Annotated in this window: 18 protein-coding genes; 11 read left to right on the top strand and 7 right to left on the bottom strand. The window is 58.7% G+C overall.

The annotated features are described in order from the left end of the window. Positions 1-349 precede the first annotated feature (349 nt). From argA to NTD81_RS13135, 4 genes are all read right to left on the bottom strand, one after another. Positions 350-1,648 (bottom strand): amino-acid N-acetyltransferase, encoded by a 1,299-nt coding sequence (gene argA, locus NTD81_RS13150; protein WP_262182967.1) that lies wholly within the window; start codon positions 1,646-1,648, stop codon positions 350-352. A gap of 143 nt (positions 1,649-1,791) precedes the next feature. Beyond that, on the bottom strand, positions 1,792-2,931 hold the full coding sequence (gene argE / locus NTD81_RS13145; protein ID WP_262182965.1) for an acetylornithine deacetylase: 1,140 nt from the start codon (positions 2,929-2,931) through the stop codon (positions 1,792-1,794). 76 nt (positions 2,932-3,007) lie between these two features. Next, positions 3,008-4,273: an inorganic phosphate transporter gene (locus NTD81_RS13140; protein ID WP_262182963.1), complete on the bottom strand. Its 1,266-nt coding sequence runs from the start codon at positions 4,271-4,273 to the stop codon at positions 3,008-3,010. 37 nt (positions 4,274-4,310) lie between these two features. After that, positions 4,311-4,988 (bottom strand): TIGR00153 family protein, encoded by a 678-nt coding sequence (locus NTD81_RS13135; protein WP_262182961.1) that lies wholly within the window; start codon positions 4,986-4,988, stop codon positions 4,311-4,313. Positions 4,989-5,096: 108 nt separating this feature from the next. Here NTD81_RS13135 and NTD81_RS13130 point away from each other — a divergent pair, with 108 nt between their 5' ends. After that, a complete protein-coding gene (locus NTD81_RS13130; protein WP_262182959.1) occupies positions 5,097-6,461 on the top strand; it encodes an inorganic triphosphatase in 1,365 nt (454 codons plus the stop codon). A 43-nt stretch (positions 6,462-6,504) separates the two neighbouring features. Here the strand turns inward: NTD81_RS13130 and NTD81_RS13125 are convergent, their stop codons facing one another. Next, positions 6,505-7,563 carry an extracellular solute-binding protein gene (locus NTD81_RS13125; RefSeq protein WP_262182957.1) on the bottom strand — a complete coding sequence of 353 codons (1,059 nt, stop codon included), beginning with the start codon at positions 7,561-7,563 and terminating at the stop codon, positions 6,505-6,507. Positions 7,564-7,711: 148 nt separating this feature from the next. Then, positions 7,712-9,088, bottom strand: coding sequence for a glutamine synthetase family protein (locus tag NTD81_RS13120; protein WP_262182955.1), 1,377 nt, complete (start codon positions 9,086-9,088; stop codon positions 7,712-7,714). 276 nt (positions 9,089-9,364) lie between these two features. Here NTD81_RS13120 and NTD81_RS13115 point away from each other — a divergent pair, with 276 nt between their 5' ends. The 10 genes from NTD81_RS13115 (at position 9,365) to NTD81_RS13070 (ending at position 19,871) form a co-directional block, all read left to right on the top strand. After that, a complete protein-coding gene (locus NTD81_RS13115; RefSeq protein WP_262182954.1) occupies positions 9,365-10,117 on the top strand; it encodes a gamma-glutamyl-gamma-aminobutyrate hydrolase family protein in 753 nt (250 codons plus the stop codon). 43 nt (positions 10,118-10,160) lie between these two features. Then, on the top strand, positions 10,161-11,519 hold the full coding sequence (locus tag NTD81_RS13110; RefSeq protein ID WP_262182953.1) for a glutamine synthetase family protein: 1,359 nt from the start codon (positions 10,161-10,163) through the stop codon (positions 11,517-11,519). A 90-nt stretch (positions 11,520-11,609) separates the two neighbouring features. Next, entirely contained in the window at positions 11,610-12,983 is a 1,374-nt protein-coding gene (locus NTD81_RS13105; RefSeq protein WP_262182951.1) for an aspartate aminotransferase family protein, read from the top strand. A gap of 158 nt (positions 12,984-13,141) precedes the next feature. Further along, positions 13,142-14,236 (top strand): polyamine ABC transporter substrate-binding protein, encoded by a 1,095-nt coding sequence (locus NTD81_RS13100; RefSeq protein ID WP_262182949.1) that lies wholly within the window; start codon positions 13,142-13,144, stop codon positions 14,234-14,236. A gap of 67 nt (positions 14,237-14,303) precedes the next feature. After that, on the top strand, positions 14,304-15,395 hold the full coding sequence (locus NTD81_RS13095) for a polyamine ABC transporter substrate-binding protein (protein ID WP_262182948.1): 1,092 nt from the start codon (positions 14,304-14,306) through the stop codon (positions 15,393-15,395). 53 nt (positions 15,396-15,448) lie between these two features. Then, the gene (locus NTD81_RS13090) at positions 15,449-16,591 is read left to right on the top strand and encodes an ABC transporter ATP-binding protein (protein WP_262182947.1); all 1,143 of its coding nucleotides are present in this window, start codon (positions 15,449-15,451) and stop codon (positions 16,589-16,591) included. A gap of 26 nt (positions 16,592-16,617) precedes the next feature. Beyond that, positions 16,618-17,499 carry an ABC transporter permease subunit gene (locus NTD81_RS13085; protein ID WP_262182983.1) on the top strand — a complete coding sequence of 294 codons (882 nt, stop codon included), beginning with the start codon at positions 16,618-16,620 and terminating at the stop codon, positions 17,497-17,499. After that, positions 17,496-18,353 (top strand): ABC transporter permease subunit, encoded by an 858-nt coding sequence (locus NTD81_RS13080; RefSeq protein WP_262182946.1) that lies wholly within the window; start codon positions 17,496-17,498, stop codon positions 18,351-18,353. Before NTD81_RS13085 ends, NTD81_RS13080 begins: the two co-directional genes overlap by 4 nt. 80 nt (positions 18,354-18,433) lie before the next feature. Next, a complete protein-coding gene (locus tag NTD81_RS13075; RefSeq protein WP_262182944.1) occupies positions 18,434-19,345 on the top strand; it encodes an EamA family transporter in 912 nt (303 codons plus the stop codon). Positions 19,346-19,445: 100 nt separating this feature from the next. Continuing rightward, complete coding sequence (locus NTD81_RS13070; RefSeq protein WP_262182942.1) at positions 19,446-19,871, top strand: MAPEG family protein; 426 nt, start codon at positions 19,446-19,448, stop codon at positions 19,869-19,871. On the opposite strand, the gene NTD81_RS13065 is transcribed toward NTD81_RS13070, so the two are convergent. Next, complete coding sequence (locus NTD81_RS13065; RefSeq protein WP_262182940.1) at positions 19,859-20,773, bottom strand: LysR family transcriptional regulator; 915 nt, start codon at positions 20,771-20,773, stop codon at positions 19,859-19,861. The genes NTD81_RS13070 and NTD81_RS13065 overlap by 13 nt on opposite strands. Positions 20,774-20,843: the final 70 nt, after the last annotated feature.

Here is a 20,843-nt window from a genome sequence, read left to right as displayed (position 1 = left end):
TTATCGGTAAATCTTCAAGTCTGAGGGCGCGGTGGCGATGGTGGCCAAGGCCGCTGCGCGGCCGTTGACCGCCCTACGTTGTGCAGGATGGCTGCCGTGGTGCAAGCGCCTGTGCGGCGATTGCACCTTACGACTGTGCCAGAGCGTAGGGTGGATGGCGCTTTATCCATCCACCGGGTGCCCAGCCATGGGGATATCGGTAAATCTTCAAGTCTGAAGGCGCGGTGGCGATGGTGGCCAAGGCCGCTGCGCGGCCGTTGACCGCCCTACGTTGTGCACCATGGCGAGTCGTAGAGCGTAGGGTGGGTTAGCCGCGTAGCGGTGTAACCCACCTTGTCTCGCGTCTGCCTTAGAGGGACTTCTCGAAGACTTGCGAGTTACGCTGGAAGTTGTACAGCGAGGCGCGGGCGGCGGGCAGGCGTTCGACGCTGCTCGGCTCGAAACCGCGCTCACGGAACCAGTGGGCGGTACGGGTGGTGAGGACGAACAGGGTTTTCAGGCCCATGGCCCGCGCTCGTGTTTCGATGCGCTCCAGCAATTGATCACCGCGACCACCATGGCGATACGCCGGGTTCACCGCCAGGCACGCCAGCTCGCCGCTGTTGGAGTCGGCAATCGGGTACAGCGCGGCGCAGGCGATGATCAGCCCTTCACGCTCGACTATGGTGAATTGCGTCACCTCGCGCTCCAGCACTTCCCGCGAGCGCCGGACCAAGATGCCCTGGTCTTCCAACGGGGTGATCAGCTCCATCAGGCCGCCGACATCTTCGATGCTGGCCTCGCGCACCGATTCAAACTGCTCCTGTGCCACCAAGGTGCCGTTGCCGGTGCGCGTGAACAGCTCGCTGAGCAGCGCCCCATCTTCGCTGTAGCTGACGATATGGCTGCGCCGCACGCCGCCTTTGCAGGCTTCGGCAGCAGCATCGAGCAGCTCGGCTTGATAGCTGTTGCCCAAGCGTTGCAAGTGCGCCGGCACTTGCTGTGGGCGCAGTTCACGGACCAGATTGCCCGTGGCATCCAGCAGCCCGCACTCAGCGCCAAACAGCAACAGTTTGTCGGCATCCAGATCAATCGCGGCGCGGGTGGCGACGTCTTCGCAGGCGAGGTTGAAGATTTCGCCAGTGGGCGAATAACCAATGGGCGAGAGCAGCACGATGCTGCGCTCATCCAATTGCCGATTGATGCCCTTGCGGTCGATCCGCCGCACCTCGCCGGTGTGGTGATAGTCGACGCCATCGACCACGCCAATCGGCCGTGCGGTGACGAAGTTGCCGCTGGTGATGCGCAGCCGCGCGCCTTGCATCGGCGAGCGCGCCATGTCCATCGACAGCCGTGCTTCGATGGCGATACGCAACTGGCCGACGGCATCGATCACGCAATCCAGAGTGGGCGTGTCGGTGATGCGCAGGTTGCGGTGATAGCGCGGGGTCAGGCCGTTTTGAGCCAGGCGTGCTTCGATTTGCGGGCGCGAGCCGTGGACCAGCACCAGGCGCACGCCAAGGCTGTGCAACAGGACTAAGTCGTGGACGATATTGCCAAAGTTCGGGTGGGCTACGCCTTCACCGGGCAGCATCACCACAAAGGTGCAGTCGCGGTGGGCGTTGATGTAGGGCGAGGCGTGGCGAAGCCAGTTTACGTGGTCGTGCATTGCAGATAAGCCTGTGTCAAAGATGGAACGCATGGGGTCAGGCGCGCAGGCGCCCAGTTGCAGCCGAGAGCAGCGGATGGATCATCGTCGCAGTTGGGGCAGCTTCACGCGTTCGTTCCTCCAGGTCAGGTGGCTTAAATGGGTTACAGGCAATAATGCTCGATCAATTGTTGCAGCAGACGCACGCTGGGCTGCAAACGTGACATATCCAGGTACTCGCCGGGTTGGTGGGCGCAATCAATATCGCCAGGGCCGAGGACCAAGGTTTCGCAGCCAAGCTGCTGAAGATAAGGCGCTTCGGTGCCAAAAGCCACTGCTGTAGCGCTGTGTCCGGTCAGACGTTCGGCCAGGCGCACCAGCTCGGCATCGGCGGCTTCGGCGAACGGCGGCACGCTGGGGAACAGCGGGGCAAAGTCGATCTTGACCTGATGTTGCTCGGCCAAGGGTTGCAGCTTCTGGCGGATCGCCGCGCGCAGTTGCTCCGGTTGCATGCCCGGCAGCGGGCGCAGATCAAACTCCAGCGAACACTGGCCGCAGATCCGGTTGGGGTTGTCGCCGCCGTGGATGCAGCCGAAGTTCAGCGTCGGCTGCGGCACGCTGAACTGCGGGTTGTTAAATTCACGTTGCCATTGGCTGCGCAGGCCGCGCAGCTCCAGCATCACATCTTGCATGGCTTCCAGCGCGCTGTGACCCAGGCTGGGGTCCGAGGAGTGACCGCTTTGGCCGAGGATGTCGATGCGCTCCATCATCACGCCCTTGTGCAGGCGGATCGGCTTAAGCCCGGTCGGTTCGCCAATCACCGCTGCGCGGCCCAAGGGCCGGCCGGCTTCGGCCAGGGCACGGGCGCCGGACATGGAGCTTTCTTCATCGCAGGTGGCGAGGATGATCAGGGGCTGCTTAAACGGCTGCTCAAGCAAGGGCTTGACCGCCTCGATGGCGAGGGCGAAAAAGCCCTTCATATCGCATACGCCCAAGCCCAGCCAACGGCCGTCGACTTCAGTGAGCTGCAGTGGATCGGTCTGCCACAGCGCGGCATCAAAGGGCACCGTGTCGCTGTGCCCGGCCAGCACTAAGCCACCGGGGCCGCTGCCATAGGTGGCGAGCAGGTTGAATTTGCCGGGGGTGACTTCCTGGGTTTCGCAGCGAAAGCCCAGGTCGCCTAACCAACTGCTCAGCAGCTCGATGACGCCGCGGTTGGACTGATCCCAACTCGCTTGGGTGCAGCTCACCGATGGGCTGGCGATCAGCGCAGCGAACTGCTCTTTGAGTGAGGGTAACGGCATGGGCGATTCTCCGCGGGCGAGGGCCCATCATAGAGCCATCGCGCCGGCGGAGGGAACCGCTGAGCAGACTGGCGGTTTAGGTGAACAGCGCGCGCAGAATCACAAAGAAGATCATCGACAGCAGCGCGCCGACGGGCAGGGTGACCACCCACGACATAAAAATCTTGCCGATCACGCTCAGGTTCAAGGCGCCAATACCTCGGGCTAAACCCACGCCCAAGATGGCGCCGACCAAGGTGTGGGTGGTGGATACCGGCAGGCCCAGGCCCGAGGCGCTGACCACCGTGGTGGCGGCCGCCAGCTCGGCAGCAAAGCCGCGGCTAGGGGTCAGCTCGGTAATTTGTTTGCCGATGGTGGCGATCACTTTATAGCCATAGGTGGCCAGGCCAACCACGATACCCAAGGCGCCGAGCATCAATACCCAGCCAGGCAATGCCGCTTGCGTAGCCACGACCATATCGCCACCGGCTTCGATCACCTCAACAATCGCGGCCAAAGGACCCACGGCGTTGGCCACGTCGTTGGAGCCGTGGGCGAAGGCCATGGAGCAGGCGGTGAAGATCATCAGGATGGCGAAGACTTTTTCCACGCTGGAAAAATGAAAGTCTTTGTCGGCTTCAGCATCGACATGCACCCGCTGCAGCAGGACGATGCCCAAGACCATCACCGCCGCGCCAATCCCCAACGCGAGCAAGAAGCCCTGGAAGTCCGTGAGGTACAAACCGACATGCTTCAGGCCCTTGGTCAGGGTCATCAGCGAGATCATAAAACCGGTCAAGAACATATACAGCGGCACATAGCGCTTGGCGTTTTGAAACGGCTGCTCGCTGTGGAAAATCAGCTTCTGCACGCTGCTAAACAGCAAGAAGGAAATCACCCCGGCCATCACCGGGGTCACCACCCAGCTGGCGACGATGGGGCCGACGCCGGACCAGTGCACCGCGTCCACAGAAATACCCACGGCGGCAAAGCCAATCACCGCGCCCACGATGGTGTGGGTGGTGGAGACCGGCCAGCCGCGCATGGAGGCGATCAGCAACCAACTGCCCGCGGCCAGCAGAGCGGAGAGCATGCCCAGCACCATCAAATCGGGGCTGATCATCTCGGCATCGACGATGCCGCTTTTGATGGTTTCGGTGACCTCGCCGCCGGCCAAGTAGGCGCCGCAAAATTCAAAAACCATGGCGATCACAATCGCCTGTTTGATGGTCAGGGCTTTGGAGCCCACCGAGGTGCCCATGGCGTTGGCCACATCATTGGCGCCAACCCCCCAGGCCATGAAAAAACCAAAGGCACAGGCAAGCAGCAGCAATACGTAGCCGTAGTCCGCAATAAAAGACATAAGAATTATCCGTAGAGTCCAGAAGGGCTGCTGGCGCCTAGCGCGCCAACAGTTGTTCCAGGCGGTTACCGACGCGCTCTGCGCGGTCAGCGACGTCACCGATCCATTCGATGATTTTGTAGAGGAACATCACATCAACAGCGGGCAGGTCCTTTTCCAGCTTAAACAGCGTACGCCGTACTTCGATTTGCATCTGGTCGGTGTCGCGTTCGATTTGCTCAAGCTCCATGACCATGGCCTCGACCAACGTCGCCTCGCGGCCGCCGAAGCCGCTGACCAGCAGCTCATCGAGTTCATGCATGGCCTTGAGCGCTTGGGCGCTGGCATCCACGCTGCGTTGCACAAAGGCCCGCATCTGCGGTTGCAAGTCGTGGGGGATGACCATTTGCCGGCCAAGCATCAGCCCGGCGATGTCCTTGGCGCGGTTGGCGACTTTGTCCTGTACACTCAGCAGCTCAAGTAAATCCGAGCGCGGCACGGGCAGGAAGAGGCTCTTGGGTAGGTTGATACGCACGCTTTTCTTAAGCTTGTCGGCCTCGTATTCCAGGCCCGCCATGTGCTGTTGAATCTGCTCCACTTGGCTCCAGTCTTGCTCCATCACAGCGGCAAAAAACGGCACTAAATTCGCCGCACATTCATGGGCTTTAGCGAAGTGCTGTTGCATGGGGCCGATGGGCGAACGGCCGAACAGGCTGGCAAACGGATTAACTGGCATAGGGCGACCCCAAGCGTTAAGAATTTTTAGTATACGGGGCCGTCCAACGACGAGCCAGCGCACCACTAAGCTGTCACCATTTCATCATAGGCGTTGAACCCCACCACCATGAACAAAGAAACCGAAATCAAGCTGCGCGTCAGCCGTGAAACCCTGACTGCTCTGCGTGATCATCCGCTGCTGAAAAAGCGCAACAAAAGCGGTTGGGAACAGCGCCCACTGTTCAATCAGTATTTCGATACGCCCGCGCGGGATTTAGCCCACGCCAAGGTCGCCTTGCGTCTGCGTCGCGATGCCGAGCAGGTGATCCAAACCCTTAAGAGCCGTGGCCAAAGCGTCGCCGGTTTATCCGAGCGCAACGAATGGGATTGGTACCTGAGCAAGGCCAAGCTCGACCTGAAAAAACTCGACGACAGTTGCTGGCCGCAGGCTTTGGCTGAGCTGGATAAAAAGCAGCTGATGGCCATTTTCAGCACCGACTTCGTTCGCGAAAAAGCTGAAATCGCCTGGGGGCGTGGCAAGGCCAAAGTGGTCATCGAAGCGGCGCTGGACCTGGGCAAAGTCATCGCTGGCGAAGGTGAAGAAGAGATCTGCGAACTGGAGCTGGAGCTGCGCCAAGGCGAGCCGGATGCGCTGCTCGAATTGGCCGCTGAACTGGCCGCGGAACTGCCGCTGATGCCCTGTGATATCAGCAAGGCCGAGCGCGGTTACCGCCTGTTTGATGCGAGCAGTTACAGCCTGCATTTGCCGCAGCCTGAGCTGACTGGCGAGACGCCGTTAGATGATGCCGTGGCCGCCTTGGCTTGGTATCTCTTGGGGAGCAGTCAGCGCCTGGCCGAGCAGTATCGCTTCAATGGTCACTGGCGTTTGCTGGTGGAGTGGACTGAGAGTTTGGCCGCGCTGCGCGCCCTGCTCAGCAGCTTGGGGCAAGCCGCGCCTCGGGCTAGCAGTCATGAGCTGCGCCAATGGCTGGATGCGCTGCTGAACGAATGGCGGCCACGGACCCTGGCCGGCCAGCACGATGAGCACGCGCGTAAACAAGCGCCAGAGCAGTTTGCCACTGAGCTGGAGGGCACCCGTTGGGGGCTGTTCTCGCTGCAGGCCTCGCGTTGGTTGCTTAACCGCAGCTGGACCGTAGCGCGCAACAATCGCGGCAATCGCCAAGGCGCTGCGGCATTGGCGAACTGGCTGACCACGCTGCTGGGTGAAGAAGGCGCGGCGCTGCAACCGCGTCGTTATCAGCAGCAGCCGGAAGACTTAGCCGAGCAGTTGCCGCGCATCGAGCGCCTGCTGGTGTGGCTGCAACTGGCCCGTGGCGTGCTCGATGTGAGCGAGATTGATCGCCTCTACGGCGAGCTGAGCAAGCTGGCCGAATTGGCCCAAGCGCCGATTAGCGATGAAGCTTTGGAGCAGCGCATGCACCAGTTGCAGGTGCTGAGTTCGCTCAAAGCCTGGCGCCAGTTGGTTAAGTAATGAGGCTAGCTGGCGGCCTTGGCCGCCAGCCACGGCTTAAGTTTTAGCTGGCGTCGCGAAAGCTGGTCCAGACACTTTCACGCGTCGCCCGTTGTTTTTCCGGCAGTGCTTCCACTGGATGCAAGCGGCGCTTGATGGTGCGATCCGGATACAGCAGCGGCTGGTTGCGCAGGTTCTCATCGAGGAACTGCTTGGCGTCCGCGTTACCGCTCGGATACAGGGTGTAGTTAGTGGTCAGCGCCGCGACTTCGGGTTGCATCACATAGTTGATGAACTGATAAGCCAGGTCGGGACGCGTGGCGCTGCTGGGAATCACCAGGCTGTCGATAAACACCACCGAGCCTTCTTCCGGCACGCTGAACTCCACCGGCTGTCCGGCATTGGCGGCGGCCAGTGCATCACCGACCCAGGCCATGGCGACACACAGCTTGCCTTGGTTGAGGTCGTCGATATAGCGCTCGCTGTCCACGTAGCGCAGGTTCGGGCGCAAGCCTTGGAGCAATTGAGCGCTGCGCTTGATGCGGTTGGACGCGCTGCGGGCGAGGTTATAGCCCTGATAGTTGAGCAGGATGCTCAGCGTCTCATCCGGTGCATCCAGCACGCTGATGCCGCAGCTGGCCAAGCGCGAGCTTTGCTCGCGATCAAATAACAAGCTCCAGCTATTGGGGAGCGGGCCGCCAAACGCGGCTTCGGCTTGTGGTTTGTTGATGGCCAGCCCGACGGCGCCCCACAGATAAGGCAGGGCATGTTGGTTGCCCGGATCAAGGGCGATCAAGGTGCTCAGCAATTGCCGGTCGAGGTGGCTGCGGTTAGGCAGTTTGTTGAAATCCAGGGTCTGCAATTGACCTTTGCCAATCATCTGCGGCAGTGAGTTGTGCTGCGCCACGGTGACATCAATGGCATCGCCACGGGACAGTGCTGCCTCGAGTTCTTCCGAGGTGCTAAAGGTCTGGTAGTCAATGCGAATGCCGGTCTTGGCGGTGAAGTCGGTCAGTACCTGGGGGTTGATGTAGTCATTCCAGTTGTACACCCGGATGACTTCTTCGGCGCTGCTGAGCAGCGGTGCTAGGGCAAGCAAAAGTGGGCAAAGCTGACGCAGCATTGGGATCTCCCTAGTCATGCATTAAGCAAGTACAGGGCTCGAGTTTAGCTGTGGCAGATTTGCGATTCAGTGACCTGTAGCAGGTCGCGACAATATTATTTTTATTGATAAAACAACGCCGGCGAATGCGCCGGCGTTGTTGGGTCGATCAGACCGTATGCAGGTACCAGTTGTACTCGAGGTCGGAGATGGAGTTCTCGAACTCGGCCAACTCGCTTTCCTTACAGGCGACAAAAATGTCGATGTATTTAGGGTCGATATAGCGCGCGAGGATTTCGCTGTCGTCCAACTCACGCAGGGCATCGCGCAGGTTGTTCGGCAGGCTCTGCTCGTTTTGCTCGTAGGAGTTACCTTCCACCGGTGCGCTTGGCTCGATCTTGTTGGTCAGGCCATGGTGCACGCCGGCCAGTACCGCCGACATCAGCAGGTAAGGGTTGGCGTCAGCGCCGGCGACACGGTGCTCGATGCGCACGGCATCGGCGGTGTCGTTGGGTACGCGCAGGGCCACGGTGCGGTTATCGATGCCCCAGCACGGCGAGTTCGGCACGTAGAACTGAGCGCCGAAACGGCGGTAGGAGTTAACGTTCGGGCAGAGGAACGCCATCGACGCGGGCATGGTTTCGAGGATGCCACCAATGGCATGACGCAGGGCATCGTTTTGCTCTGGATCATCGCTGGCGAAGATGTTGTTGCCTTGCTTGTCGAGGATCGAGATATGCACGTGCAAGCCGTTACCCGCTTGGTTGGGGTAAGGCTTGGCCATGAAGGTGGTGTCCATTTCATGGTCGTAGGCGATGTTCTTGATCAGGCGCTTGAGCAGCAGGGCGTGGTCGCAGGCTTTGATCGGGTCCGCGACGTGGTGCAGGTTGACTTCAAACTGCGCCGGGGCACTTTCTTTAACGATCGCATCGGCGGGGATGCCTTGCTCTTTGGCGCCTTCAAGAATGTCTTGCAGGCATTCAGCGTATTCGTCGAGATCGTCGATCAGGTAGACCTGGGTCGACTGTGGGCGTTTACCCGACAGCGGCGACAGTGGCGGCTGCGGACGGCCGTTCACGTTAGCCTGGTCGATCAGGTAGAACTCGATTTCAAACGCCGCGCAAATGGTAAGGCCCAGTTCGTCGAACTTCGTCACCACCTGCCGCAATACTTCCCGAGGGTCGGCGAAGAACGGCTCGCCTTCCATTTCGTGCATGGTCATCAGCAGTTGCGCAGTTGGACGCTTCTGCCAAGGCTCATTGCTCAGCGTGTTGGGGATGGGAAAGCAGACCCGGTCCGCGTCGCCGATATCCAGGCCCAGACCGGTGCTTTCCACCGTGGAACCGTTGATATCCAGAGCAAACAGAGAAGCCGGGAGATTAATGCCGCGCTCATACACCTTATGCAGGCTTGCGCGTTCGATACGCTTGCCGCGCACCACACCATTCATATCTGCGATCAGAAGGTCGACGAACAGGACCTCAGGATGTTTCTTAAGGAACGCGTTCGCTTCGTTAAGCTGAACGGCACGCGGGGGTACCGACATGATGCAACACCTTTTTTGTTAAAAATTTCAATCATGCAATTGCACAACGTCGAGTCAATCGTAAACGCTAATAGCTGTCAAGGCAGCCTTTTTACGCTGCAACTTGGTGCGTCGTGGCCACTTTTAGGGCGTTACGGGCTGTGCCGACTCGGTCGCAGGCCGTGTCTGGCGCAGTGCTCAGTGAGCTGTGTTCAATTTTTTACATGGCTATTGTGAAATAAAATGAACGCGGCTAAGCTCGGGTCAAACCCATAACAGCAATAATACGGGTGTCTCATGTCGCGTCAGCCGATTATCGGCGTTAGTGCCTGCACCAAATTGTTGGGGCACAACATCTACCACACTGCCGGCGATAAATACCTTCAGGCCGTGGTTCAGGTGGCCGAAGCCATGCCACTGATCATTCCGGCATTGGGTACGCAAGTAGACCAGGCATTTTTACTCGAGCAGTTCGACGGTTTGCTGTTTACCGGCTCACCTTCCAATGTCGAACCCCATCATTACGCTGGCCCCGCCAGTGAACCGGGTACACCGCACGACCCGGCCCGCGATAGCACCACCTTATCCCTGATCAAAGCCGCCGTAGCGCAAGGCATTCCGGTGCTCGGCATTTGCCGTGGCTTTCAGGAAATGAATGTGGCCTTTGGTGGCACTCTACACCAGAAGGTACATGAGGTTGCAGGCTATATGGATCACCGCGAGCCGGAAGGGCTGCCGGCTGAGGCACAATACGGCCTGCGCCATGCCCTGCATATTCAGCCTGGTGGCGTCTTGGCTGGATTGGGTCTGGCGGCGCAAATTCAGATAAATTCCATTCATGGCCAGGGCGTAGAACGTCTGGCGCCCGGCCTTCGTGTAGAAGCGTTGGCGCCTGACGGGTTGATCGAGGCTTTCTCCGTCGATGGCGCGAAAAGCTTTGCTTTAGGGGTGCAATGGCACCCGGAATGGCAGGTACGATCTAACCCGAATTATCTCGCCATCTTTCAGGCCTTTGGTGAGGCTTGCAGGAAGAGGGCGGGGCAACGCTGAGTCAACTATATAGAAGCTGGCTCTCACCAACCCTGAGGTCTCTATGAGTACCAAATTAGACCAGCTTTCGAGCTGGCTGAAAGAACGCAAAATCACCGAAGTTGAGTGCTTGATCAGCGATCTTACCGGCATTGCCCGCGGCAAGATTTCGCCGACCAATAAATTCCTAGATGAAAAAGGCATGCGTCTGCCAGAGAGTGTGTTGCTGCAGACGGTGACCGGCGATTACGTCGAAGACGAAACCTATTACGAACTGCTCGACGAAGCCGACATCGACATGTTCTGCCGTCCTGACGAGAACGCCGTATTCCTCGTGCCGTGGGCCATTGAGCCGACCGCCATGGTGATCCACGACACTTTCGACAAGCAGGGCCGGCCGATTGAGCTGTCGCCGCGCAATATTCTGAAAAACATCCTCAAGCTGTATGCCGATAAAGGTTGGAAGCCCATCGTCGCCCCGGAGATGGAGTTCTACCTGACCAAGCGCAACAGTGACCCGGACTTCCCGTTGGTAGCGCCAGTGGGCCGCTCCGGTCGCCCAGAAACCGGGCGCCAGTCGTTCTCCATCGACGCCGCCAACGAATTCGATCCGCTGTTCGAAGACATGTACGACTGGTGCGAGCTGCAGGGGCTGGATCTGGACACGCTGATCCACGAAGAAGGCCCGGCGCAGATGGAAATCAACTTCCGTCACGGCGACGCCTTACACTTGGCGGACCAAATCCTGGTGTTCAAGCGCACCATGCGCGAAGCCGCGCTCAAGCATGATGTGGCCGCCACCTTTATGGCTAAGCCGATCACCGACCAGCCGGGCAGCGCCATGCACATTCACCAAAGCGTGGTGGATATCAATACCGGCAAAAACCTGTTCTCCAACCCCGATGGCACCATGAGTGAGCTGTTTATGCAGCACATCGGCGGCTTGCAGAAATACATCCCTGAGTTGTTGCCGCTGTTCGCGCCCAACGTCAACTCGTTCCGCCGTTTCCTTCCGGACACCTCGGCGCCAGTCAACGTCGAGTGGGGCGAAGAGAACCGCACCGTGGGCCTGCGCGTACCGGAAGCCACTCCGCAAAACCGCCGCGTGGAAAACCGCCTGGCCGGCGCCGATGCCAACCCCTACCTGGTGCTGGCTGCCAGCTTGCTGTGCGGCTACATGGGCATGGTCGGCGACGTTAAACCGAGCGCGCCAGTTAAAGGCCGTGGTTACGAGCGGCGCAATCTGCGTCTGCCGGTGACTATCGAAAGCGCTTTGGAGCGTATGGAAGCCTGTAAGGATGCCGAGAAGTATCTGGGCGAGAAATTTATCCGTGGCTATGTCGCGGTAAAACGTGCCGAGCACGAGAACTACAACCGCGTCATCAGCTCGTGGGAACGTGAGTTCCTGCTGCTATCGGTCTAGTCATCGGGGCACTGGCGCTGCCTCCCGCGGCGTCAGTGCGGCCCCGCACTCCATGGGCGGCTGCGGCCGACCTGCAAACAAGGTGTCGTAATGAGCAGTCAAGTGAGTAATCCGAAAACCCGCGAATGGCAGGCAATGAGCCGTGAGCATCATCTTGCGCCGTTCAGTGATTTCAAACAGTTAGCCGAAGCAGGTCCGCGCATCATCACCAAGGCGCAGGGGGTTTACCTCTGGGACAGCGAAGGCCAACAGATCCTTGATGCCATGGCTGGGCTGTGGTGTGTCGCGATTGGCTACGGTCGTAAAGAGTTGGCCGATGCAGCGGCCAAGCAGATGCAAGAGCTGCCGTACTACAACATGTTCTTCCAGACCGCCACGCCACCAGCGCTGGAGCTGGCTAAAGAAATCGCCAAGCTGACCCCCCCGGGCCTTAACCATGTGTTCTTCACCGGCTCGGGCTCGGAAGGCAATGACACCATGCTGCGAATGGTGCGCCATTATTGGGCAGTCAAAGGGCAGCCGCAGAAAAAGGTCATCATCAGCCGCATCAACGGTTACCACGGCTCCACCGTGGCCGGCGCGAGCTTGGGCGGCATGACCTATATGCACGAGCAAGGCGATCTGCCGATCCCCGGTATCGTCCACATCCCGCAGCCTTATTGGTTCGCAGAAGGGGGCGACATGAGCCCCGACGAGTTCGGCATCTGGGCTGCGGATCAGCTGGAAAAGAAAATTCTTGAGGTGGGTGAAGAAAATGTCGCCGCCTTTATCGCCGAGCCGATTCAAGGCGCTGGCGGCGTGATTATTCCGCCGGACAGCTACTGGCCGCGCATCCGTGAAATCCTTGCCAAGTACGACATCCTGTTTATCGCCGATGAAGTGATCTGTGGCTTTGGCCGCACCGGCGAGTGGTTTGGCAGCGATTATTTCGGCAACACCCCGCACATGATGACCATCGCCAAGGGCCTGACCTCCGGCTACATCCCCATGGGCGGCCTGGTGGTGCGTGAAGATATCGTCGAGGTGCTCAACCAAGGGGGCGACTTTAACCATGGTTTCACCTATTCAGGTCATCCGGTGGCAGCCGCAGTGGCTCTGGCCAACCTGAAAATTTTACAAGATGAGAAAATTGCTGAACGAGTTAAGCTGGAAACGGCACCTTACTTGCAGAAGCGATTGCGTGAGCTGGCGGATCATCCGCTAGTGGGTGAAGTGCGTGGGGTGGGAATGTTGGGTGCCATTGAGTTGGTACAGGACAAGGCCAGCCGTAAACGCTACCCCAGCGAGCGGGGCGTGGGCATGATCTGCCGCGGCCATTGCTTCAATAATGGGCTGATTATGCGGGCTGTCGGCGACACCATGATTATTTCGCCGCCGCTGGTGATCAGCCATGCAGAAATTGATGAGTTAGTCGCAAAAGCTCGTAAGTGTCTCGACCTCACTGCAAAAGAGGTGCTTGGATAAGGGGTTAAGTCTTAACTTTCATGCAGTTATGCCTGAAAGTTGGCATCTAGGCTGATACCTTGCCAGACTGGGCCGCGCGCGTGTTAAGCCTCACCAGAAGGTGCTGCATTTCACCGCGCATCCTTCTGGGTCTTACTACAACAACAGGAGCTGTACGCATGAGTAAATTCGGCAAAACCCTTCTCGCGTTGTCCCTCCTTGGGGCGGTGGCGAGTGCCGCACAGGCGGACGATAAAGTCCTGCACGTCTACAACTGGTCTGACTACATCGCCGAAGACACTCTGGAAAACTTCCAGAAAGAAACCGGCATCAAAGTCGTCTATGACGTCTTTGACAGCAACGAAACCCTGGAAGCCAAATTGTTGGCAGGCAGTTCGGGTTACGACATCGTCGTACCTTCCAACCCATTCCTGGCGAAGCAGATCAAAGCCGGCGTGTTCCAGAAACTCGATCGCAGCAAGCTGCCGAACTGGGGCAACCTCGACAAGAACCTGCTCACCGCCCTGAGCCCAAGCGACCCAGGCAACCTGTACTCGGTACCGTACCTGTGGGGCACCATCGGTCTGGGCTACAACGTCGACAAAGTTAAAGCTGCGTTGGGCGACGTGCCGGTTAATAGCTGGGACATCGTGTTCAACCCGGACAACATCGCCAAGCTCAAAGATTGCGGTGTGACCTTCCTCGACTCGCCGACTGAAATCCTGCCGGCCGCGTTGAACTACCTGGGCTTCAAACCGACCAGCACTAACCCAGCTGAGCTGAAGAAAGCGGAAGAACTGTTCCTGAAGATTCGTCCGTCGATCTCTTACTTCCACAGTTCCAAGTACATCAGCGACCTGGCCAACGGCAACATCTGTTTGGCCGTGGGTTACTCGGGCGACCTGTACCAGTCCAAGTCCCGTGCTGAAGAAGCCAAGAACGGCGTGAAAATCTCCTACAGCATCCCGAAAGAAGGTGCTGGCAGCTTCTTCGACATGATGGCCATCCCAGCTGATGCGAAGAACGTCGAAGCCGCTCACGTCTTCCTCAACTATCTGATGAAGCCGGAAGTGATCGCCAACATCAGTAACTACACCCAGTTCCCAAGCGCCAACTCGGTGGCAACGCCGTTGGTGGATGAGGCTCTGCGCAACGATCCAGGTGTATACCCGGATGAAGCTACTCTGGCCAAGATCTACACCTTCCCGGATCTACCGGCTAACGCGCAACGCGCCATGACCCGTAGCTGGACCAAGATTAAGTCTGGCCGTTAATGCTCTAGTGCAACCACGGTGCGGCAGGTTTACCTGCCGCATTTAAAGAATAAAAAAGGATAGCTCTATGCGTCGTATCCCTATTCTGGCGAGTCTTTTGGCCGCCGCTATCGCAACCAGTACTGCACAAGCCGACGAACCTGTCGTAAAGGTCTACAACTGGTCTGACTATATCGGTGAAACCACCCTCGTTGATTTCCAAAAGGCCTCGGGTATCAAGGTCCAATACGACGTTTTTGATTCCAACGAAACCCTCGAAGGCAAGTTGCTGGCCGGCCGTTCCGGCTACGACGTAGTGGTTCCTTCTAACCATTTCCTCGGCAAGCAGATCAAAGCGGGGGCATTTCAGAAGCTCGACCGCAGCCAGCTGCCGAACTGGAAAAACCTCGATCCGCTGCTGCTCAAACAACTCGAGAGCAACGATCCTGGCAACCAATATTCAGTGCCTTATCTGTGGGGCACCAACGGCATTGGCTACAACGTAGCCAAGGTTAAAGAAGTGCTTGGTGTCGATGAGATCGACTCCTGGGCCACTGTGCTTGAGCCAGAAAACATGAAGAAACTGGCTGCTTGTGGCGTCAGCTTCCTCGACTCCTCGGATGAAATGATTCCGGTCGCGCTCAACTATATGGGCCTCGATCCAAACAGCCAGAACCCGCAAGACTACGCCAAGGCGGAAGCCAAACTGCTCGCCGTACGGCCTTACATCACCTATTTCCATAGCTCGAAATACATCGGTGATCTGGCCAACGGCAACATCTGTGTGGCCGTAGGTTTCTCTGGCGACGTTATGCAGGCAGCTGACCGTGCCGAAGAGGCCGGCAAGGGCGTCGAAATCGCCTACAGCATTCCTAAAGAGGGTGCGAACCTGTGGTTTGACATGCTGGCGATCCCGGCAGACGCCGGTAACGTCAAGCAAGCCCATAGTTTTATTAACTATCTGCTGGACCCTGCGGTCATCGCCAAAGTCAGTGACTATGTGGGTTACGCCAACCCCAATCCCAGCGCTGATGCTTTGATGGATCAAGAAATTCGTAAGGATGCGTCGGTTTATCCACCGCAAGAAGTGCTGGATAAGTTGTACGTGTCTTCGGAGCTGTCGCCCAAGGTATTGCGACTGATGACTCGTAGCTGGACCAAGGTTAAGTCCGGTCAATAATTGCAAAGCGCTCGGCCACCAGGGCTGAGCACTCTAGTTATGGAGTTTTGGTAATGGCAGTTGCTTCCAGTGCCTACAAAAAAGTGCTTGAGGGTGATCAGAAGCCGAAAGAGGTTTTGGTCAAGATTGAGCGTGTCACCAAGAAGTTTGATGAAACCGTCGCGGTTGAAGACGTTTCGCTGACTATCAATAAGGGCGAAATCTTCGCCCTGCTCGGTGGCTCAGGCTCCGGTAAATCGACCCTGCTGCGGATGCTGGCAGGCTTCGAGCGGCCGACTGACGGGCGCATCTTCCTCGATGGTCAGGACATCACCGACATGCCGCCTTATGAGCGGCCGATCAACATGATGTTCCAGTCCTATGCGTTGTTCCCGCACATGAGCGTGGCGGACAACATCGCCTTCGGCCTCAAGCAGGACAAAATGCCCAAGGCCGAGATCGAGGCCCGGGTTGAGGAAATGCTCAAGCTGGTGCACATGAGCCAGTACGCCAAGCGCAAACCCCATCAACTGTCTGGCGGCCAGCGTCAGCGTGTGGCTCTGGCCCGCTCCCTGGCTAAGCGGCCGAAGCTGCTGCTGCTGGATGAGCCGATGGGCGCACTGGATAAAAAACTGCGTTCGCAAATGCAGCTTGAACTGGTTGAAATCATCGAGCGGGTCGGCGTGACCTGCGTGATGGTGACCCACGACCAGGAAGAGGCCATGACCATGGCCCAACGCATCGCCATCATGCACCTGGGCTGCATTGAACAGATCGGCAGCCCTGTCGACGTATACGAGACCCCGACCAGCCGCCTGGTCTGTGAATTCATCGGCAACGTCAACCTCTTCGACGGCCAAGTGGTGGAAGACGCTGAAGGCCATGCGCTGATCGCTTGCCCGGATCTGGAGCGCAACATCTACGTCGGCCACGGCGTGACCACCTCGGTGCAAGACAAGAGCATCACCTACGCCCTGCGTCCGGAAAAACTGCTGGTCACCACCGAGCAGCCGGCCTGCGAGTACAACTGGTCGCGCGGCATCGTCCACGACATCGCTTATCTGGGCGGCCACTCGGTGTTCCACGTCGAGCTGCCCAGCGGCAAGATCGTCCAGTCGTTTGTGGCCAACGCCGAACGCCGTGGCGCCCGCCCGACTTGGGACGACCAGGTCTACGTGTGGTGGGAGGACGATAGCGGGGTGGCGCTGCGCTCATGAATATCATGCGAAGTATCTCCCGACGCCTGCCCACAGGCCGTCACCTCGTCATCGGGGTGCCGTTCCTGTGGCTGTTCCTGTTCTTCATGCTGCCGTTCTTCATCGTCTTGAAGATCAGCTTTGCTGAAGCCGACGTAGCCATTCCGCCGTACACCGAGATCTATACCTGGGCAGAAAACAAACTGACCCTGCTGATCAACCTGGGTAACTACATCTTCCTCAGCGAAGATGACCTGTACCTGGCGGCTTATCTGGGCTCGCTGAAGATCGCCACGGTCAGCACCTTGCTCTGCCTAGTGATCGGCTTCCCGATGGCCTATGCCATCGCCCGTGCGCCGAAAGACAAGCAGATGGTGTTCCTGCTGCTGATCATGATGCCGACCTGGACGGCGATCCTGATCCGCGTGTACGCCTGGATGGGCATCCTCAGCAACAACGGCCTGCTCAATGGCTTCCTGATGTGGCTGGGGCTGATCAACGAGCCGCTGCAGATCCTCAACACCAACCTGGCGGTGTATATCGGCATCGTCTATTCGTACCTGCCGTTTATGGTGTTGCCGCTGTATGCCAACCTGGTTAAGCACGATGAGAGCTTGCTCGAAGCGGCGTCTGACCTGGGTTCGAGCACCTTCAACAGCTTCTGGAAAATCACCGTGCCGCTGGCCAAGAACGGCATCATCGCCGGCTGCATGCTGGTGTTTATCCCGGTGGTGGGTGAGTTCGTGATTCCTGAGCTGCTGGGCGGCCCAGAGACCCTGATGATTGGTAAGGTGATGTGGCAAGAGTTCTTCAACAACCGCGACTGGCCGGTGGCTTCAGCTCTGGCGGTGGTGATGCTGGCGATCCTGATCATCCCGATCATTCTGTTTAACCGCAACCAGGCTAAAGAGCTGGAGGGACGACCATGAAGCGTTTTAGTTTCTCCAACTTTATGTTGTGGGCTGGGCTTACGTTTATCTACCTGCCGATGATCATTCTGGTCATCTACTCGTTCAACGCCTCGCGTCTGGTGACGGTATGGGGTGGCTGGTCGGTGAAGTGGTATGTCGGCCTGCTGGATAACACCCAGTTGATGAGCTCGGTCATGCGCTCCTTGGAAGTGGCCCTGTACACCGCCGTTGCGGCGGTGGCGCTGGGCACCATGGCGGCCTTTGTGCTGACCCGGGTGACCCGCTTCAAGGGCCGCACCCTGTTCGGTGGTTTGGTGACTGCACCGCTGGTCATGCCTGAGGTGATTACCGGTCTGTCGCTGCTGCTGCTGTTTGTGGCCATGGCGCAACTGATTGGCTGGCCGGCGGAACGTGGCCTGGTCACCATCTGGATCGCCCACACCACTTTCTGCTCGGCCTATGTCGCAGTGATCGTGTCGTCGCGTTTGCGCGAGCTGGATCTGTCCATCGAAGAAGCGGCCATGGACTTAGGCGCCAAGCCGTGGAAGGTATTCTTCCTGATCACCATCCCGATGATCGCGCCATCGCTGGTGGCTGGTGCCATGATGTCCTTCGCCCTGTCGTTGGATGACTTGGTGCTGGCGAGCTTCGTCTCCGGTCCAGGCTCGACCACCTTGCCGATGGAAGTCTTCTCCGCTGTACGTCTGGGGGTGAAGCCGGAAATCAACGCGGTGGCCAGCTTGATCCTGCTCAGCGTGTCGCTGGTGACCTTTGTGATGTGGTTCTTCGCTCGCCGCAGCGAAGAAAAACGCAAAAAGGCCCTGCAACAAGCCATGGACGAAACCACAGGTGCTGCTCAGGCTACGGCCTAACGCAGGCTAAACAAAAGGGTCACTTCGGTGGCCCTTTTTTATGGGCGCGGCGCGCCTGCTAGGGGCTGAAGAAGAGTCTTATGTCGATCCGCGATAGGTTGCTGGCGCTGTGTGTGGTGGTGATTTGGGGGCTGAACTTTGTGGTGATCAAAGTCGGCTTGCAGGGCATGCCGCCATTCTTGTTAGCAGGGCTGCGCTTCTGTTTGGTGGCGCTGCCGGCGGTGTTCTTTATCAAGCGCCCTGAGCTGCCGCTAAAGTGGTTGGTGCTGTACGGCCTGAGCATCAGCTTTGGCCAGTTCGCCTTGCTCTTCCTGGCAATCAAGCTGGGTATGCCGGCGGGGCTGGCGTCACTGCTGCTGCAAGTGCAGGCGTTCTTCACCATCTTGCTGGGGGCCATGCTGCTGCGCGAGCGTTTGCAGTGGCAGCATGTGCTTGGCGCACTGGTGGCGTGCTTGGGCATGTGGCTGCTGGCCGAAGCCAGTATGGATGAAAGCGTCAGCAGCCGGATCAGCCCGCTGACGTTGCTGTTGATGTTGGCCGCGGCGCTGTCGTGGGGCTTGGGCAATATCAGCAATAAGGTCATCAACCAACGCTATGCGCCAGCGATGTTGCCGTTGGTGGTGTGGGCGGCTTTGGTGCCGATCGGACCGTTTTTCCTCTGCTCCTGGCTGTTTGAGGGGCCGCAGCAGATTCACTACAGCTTGACCCATCTGCAACTGCCGACAGTGCTGGCGCTGGTCTATCTGGCGCTGTTCGCCAGCATCATCGGCTATGGCCTGTGGGGTGGCTTGCTGAAACGCTATGAAACCTGGCGGGTGGCGCCGCTGACCTTGCTGGTGCCGGTGATTGGCACGGCCAGTGCGGCCTTGCTGCTGGATGAGCGCTTGTCTTGGTTGCAAGTGGGCGGTGCGGCGGTGATTATCGCCGGGCTGCTGCTGAACAGTTTTGGCGGTCAGTTGTGGACCCGTTGGCAGGCGGCCAAGCTAGTCTAGAGCGCTACCTGGTGGGGCGGCGGCAAAGCCGGTTCATCTGCTGGCGCTTAAGCTTGTAGGCAGTAATCAGTACAGAACAAAAACAATAATGAGGATGGCTATGCACAGTGCGATTTTGACCCCCGTGATCACCCTAGTGGCTTGGAGCATGCTGATGTGGCTGTGGATGTACGCCACGCGCATTCCGGCGATTCAGGCCGCCCAGCTTAAGCTGGATCCACAGGCCCCTAACGGCACGCAGATGGCGAGCTTGCCGGCCAAGGTGCGCTGGAAGGCGGATAACTACAACCATCTGATGGAACAGCCAACCATCTTCTATGCGCTGGCCATCAGTTTGGCCCTGCTCGGCGCGGGCGATGGCTGGAATCTGTATTGGGCCTGGGCCTATGTCGGCTTGCGGGTGCTGCACAGCTTGTTGCAGGCGCTGGTGAACAAGATCGAGCTGCGCTTCGGCTTGTTCGTACTGTCCAATATCGCCCTGTTTGTCCTGACCTATAACGCGCTGCGTCTGGTCTACGCGGGATAAGGTGGCACGCTGGCGCCGCCATCCTGGCTTAACAGGATGGCCTGCAACTCAGCCGCAGCCGGCGACAAGCTATGGCCGCTGTGGCTGACGATGCCGTAAGCCGAATGTTGGCTGAGGGCGTCCACCAGTGGCAGCACGGCTAAGCGGCCGCAGCTCACATCCTGGGCCACCACATCCCAGGGGGCGAGGCTGATGGCCTGGCTGTTGCAGACCAACTCTTTGAGCACCAGCACATTGTCACAGAGGATGCTCAACGGCTCGGCCTGGGGGGCAACCAGGGCTAGCTGTTGCTCGACTTTTTGAGGCAGACGCGGGCTGGCCAGGGGATAGCGGCGCAGCTCGGCATAACTCAGTGGGCCCTGACCCACTAGGGGATGGTCCGGCCGGCAAAACATGACGCCCTGATGGCGTTGCAGCGGTGTGATGCATAACTGCGGGTCGTGTTCGATCTCGCGAATATCGGCGACAAACAACTCCAACTCATCATCGAGCAAGCGTTGGCGCAACTGCAGCCAGTTTTCCACCTGCAAACGCACCTGTACTTGCGCATAGCGCTCAGTAAAGCAGCCGACAGCTTGGGGGACTAAGCGCGCAGCGGGGAACGGGCCGGCACCTAAACGCAGCTCGCCGCTGGCCAGGTTAGTCAGCTGGCTGACTGCATTACTCAGCGCACGACTGCCGGCCAGTAAGCGCCGGGCATGTTGCAGGACCAGTTGGCCATGCTCAGTCAGGGAGCAGCCGCGGCTATGACGATCGACTAGGCGACAGCCCAATTGGCTTTCTAGCGCCTGAATGCTGCGACTCAGCGCCGGCTGGGTGAGGTGCACGGCCTCTGCGGCACGGGCAAAGTGACCATGCTCGGCAAGGCTGACAAAGTGGCGCAGTTGGCGTAAGTCATTCATGAGTCAAATACATTAATTGGTAGATTGGAATGCATTGGCAGTATCAATACGTGTTTGCCAATCTGGCAAG

The sequence above is a fragment of the Pseudomonas sp. 5P_3.1_Bac2 genome, assembly GCF_025465995.1.
Lineage (GTDB): Bacteria > Pseudomonadota > Gammaproteobacteria > Pseudomonadales > Pseudomonadaceae > Aquipseudomonas.
This window is presented reverse-complemented; position numbering and strand designations above follow the sequence as displayed.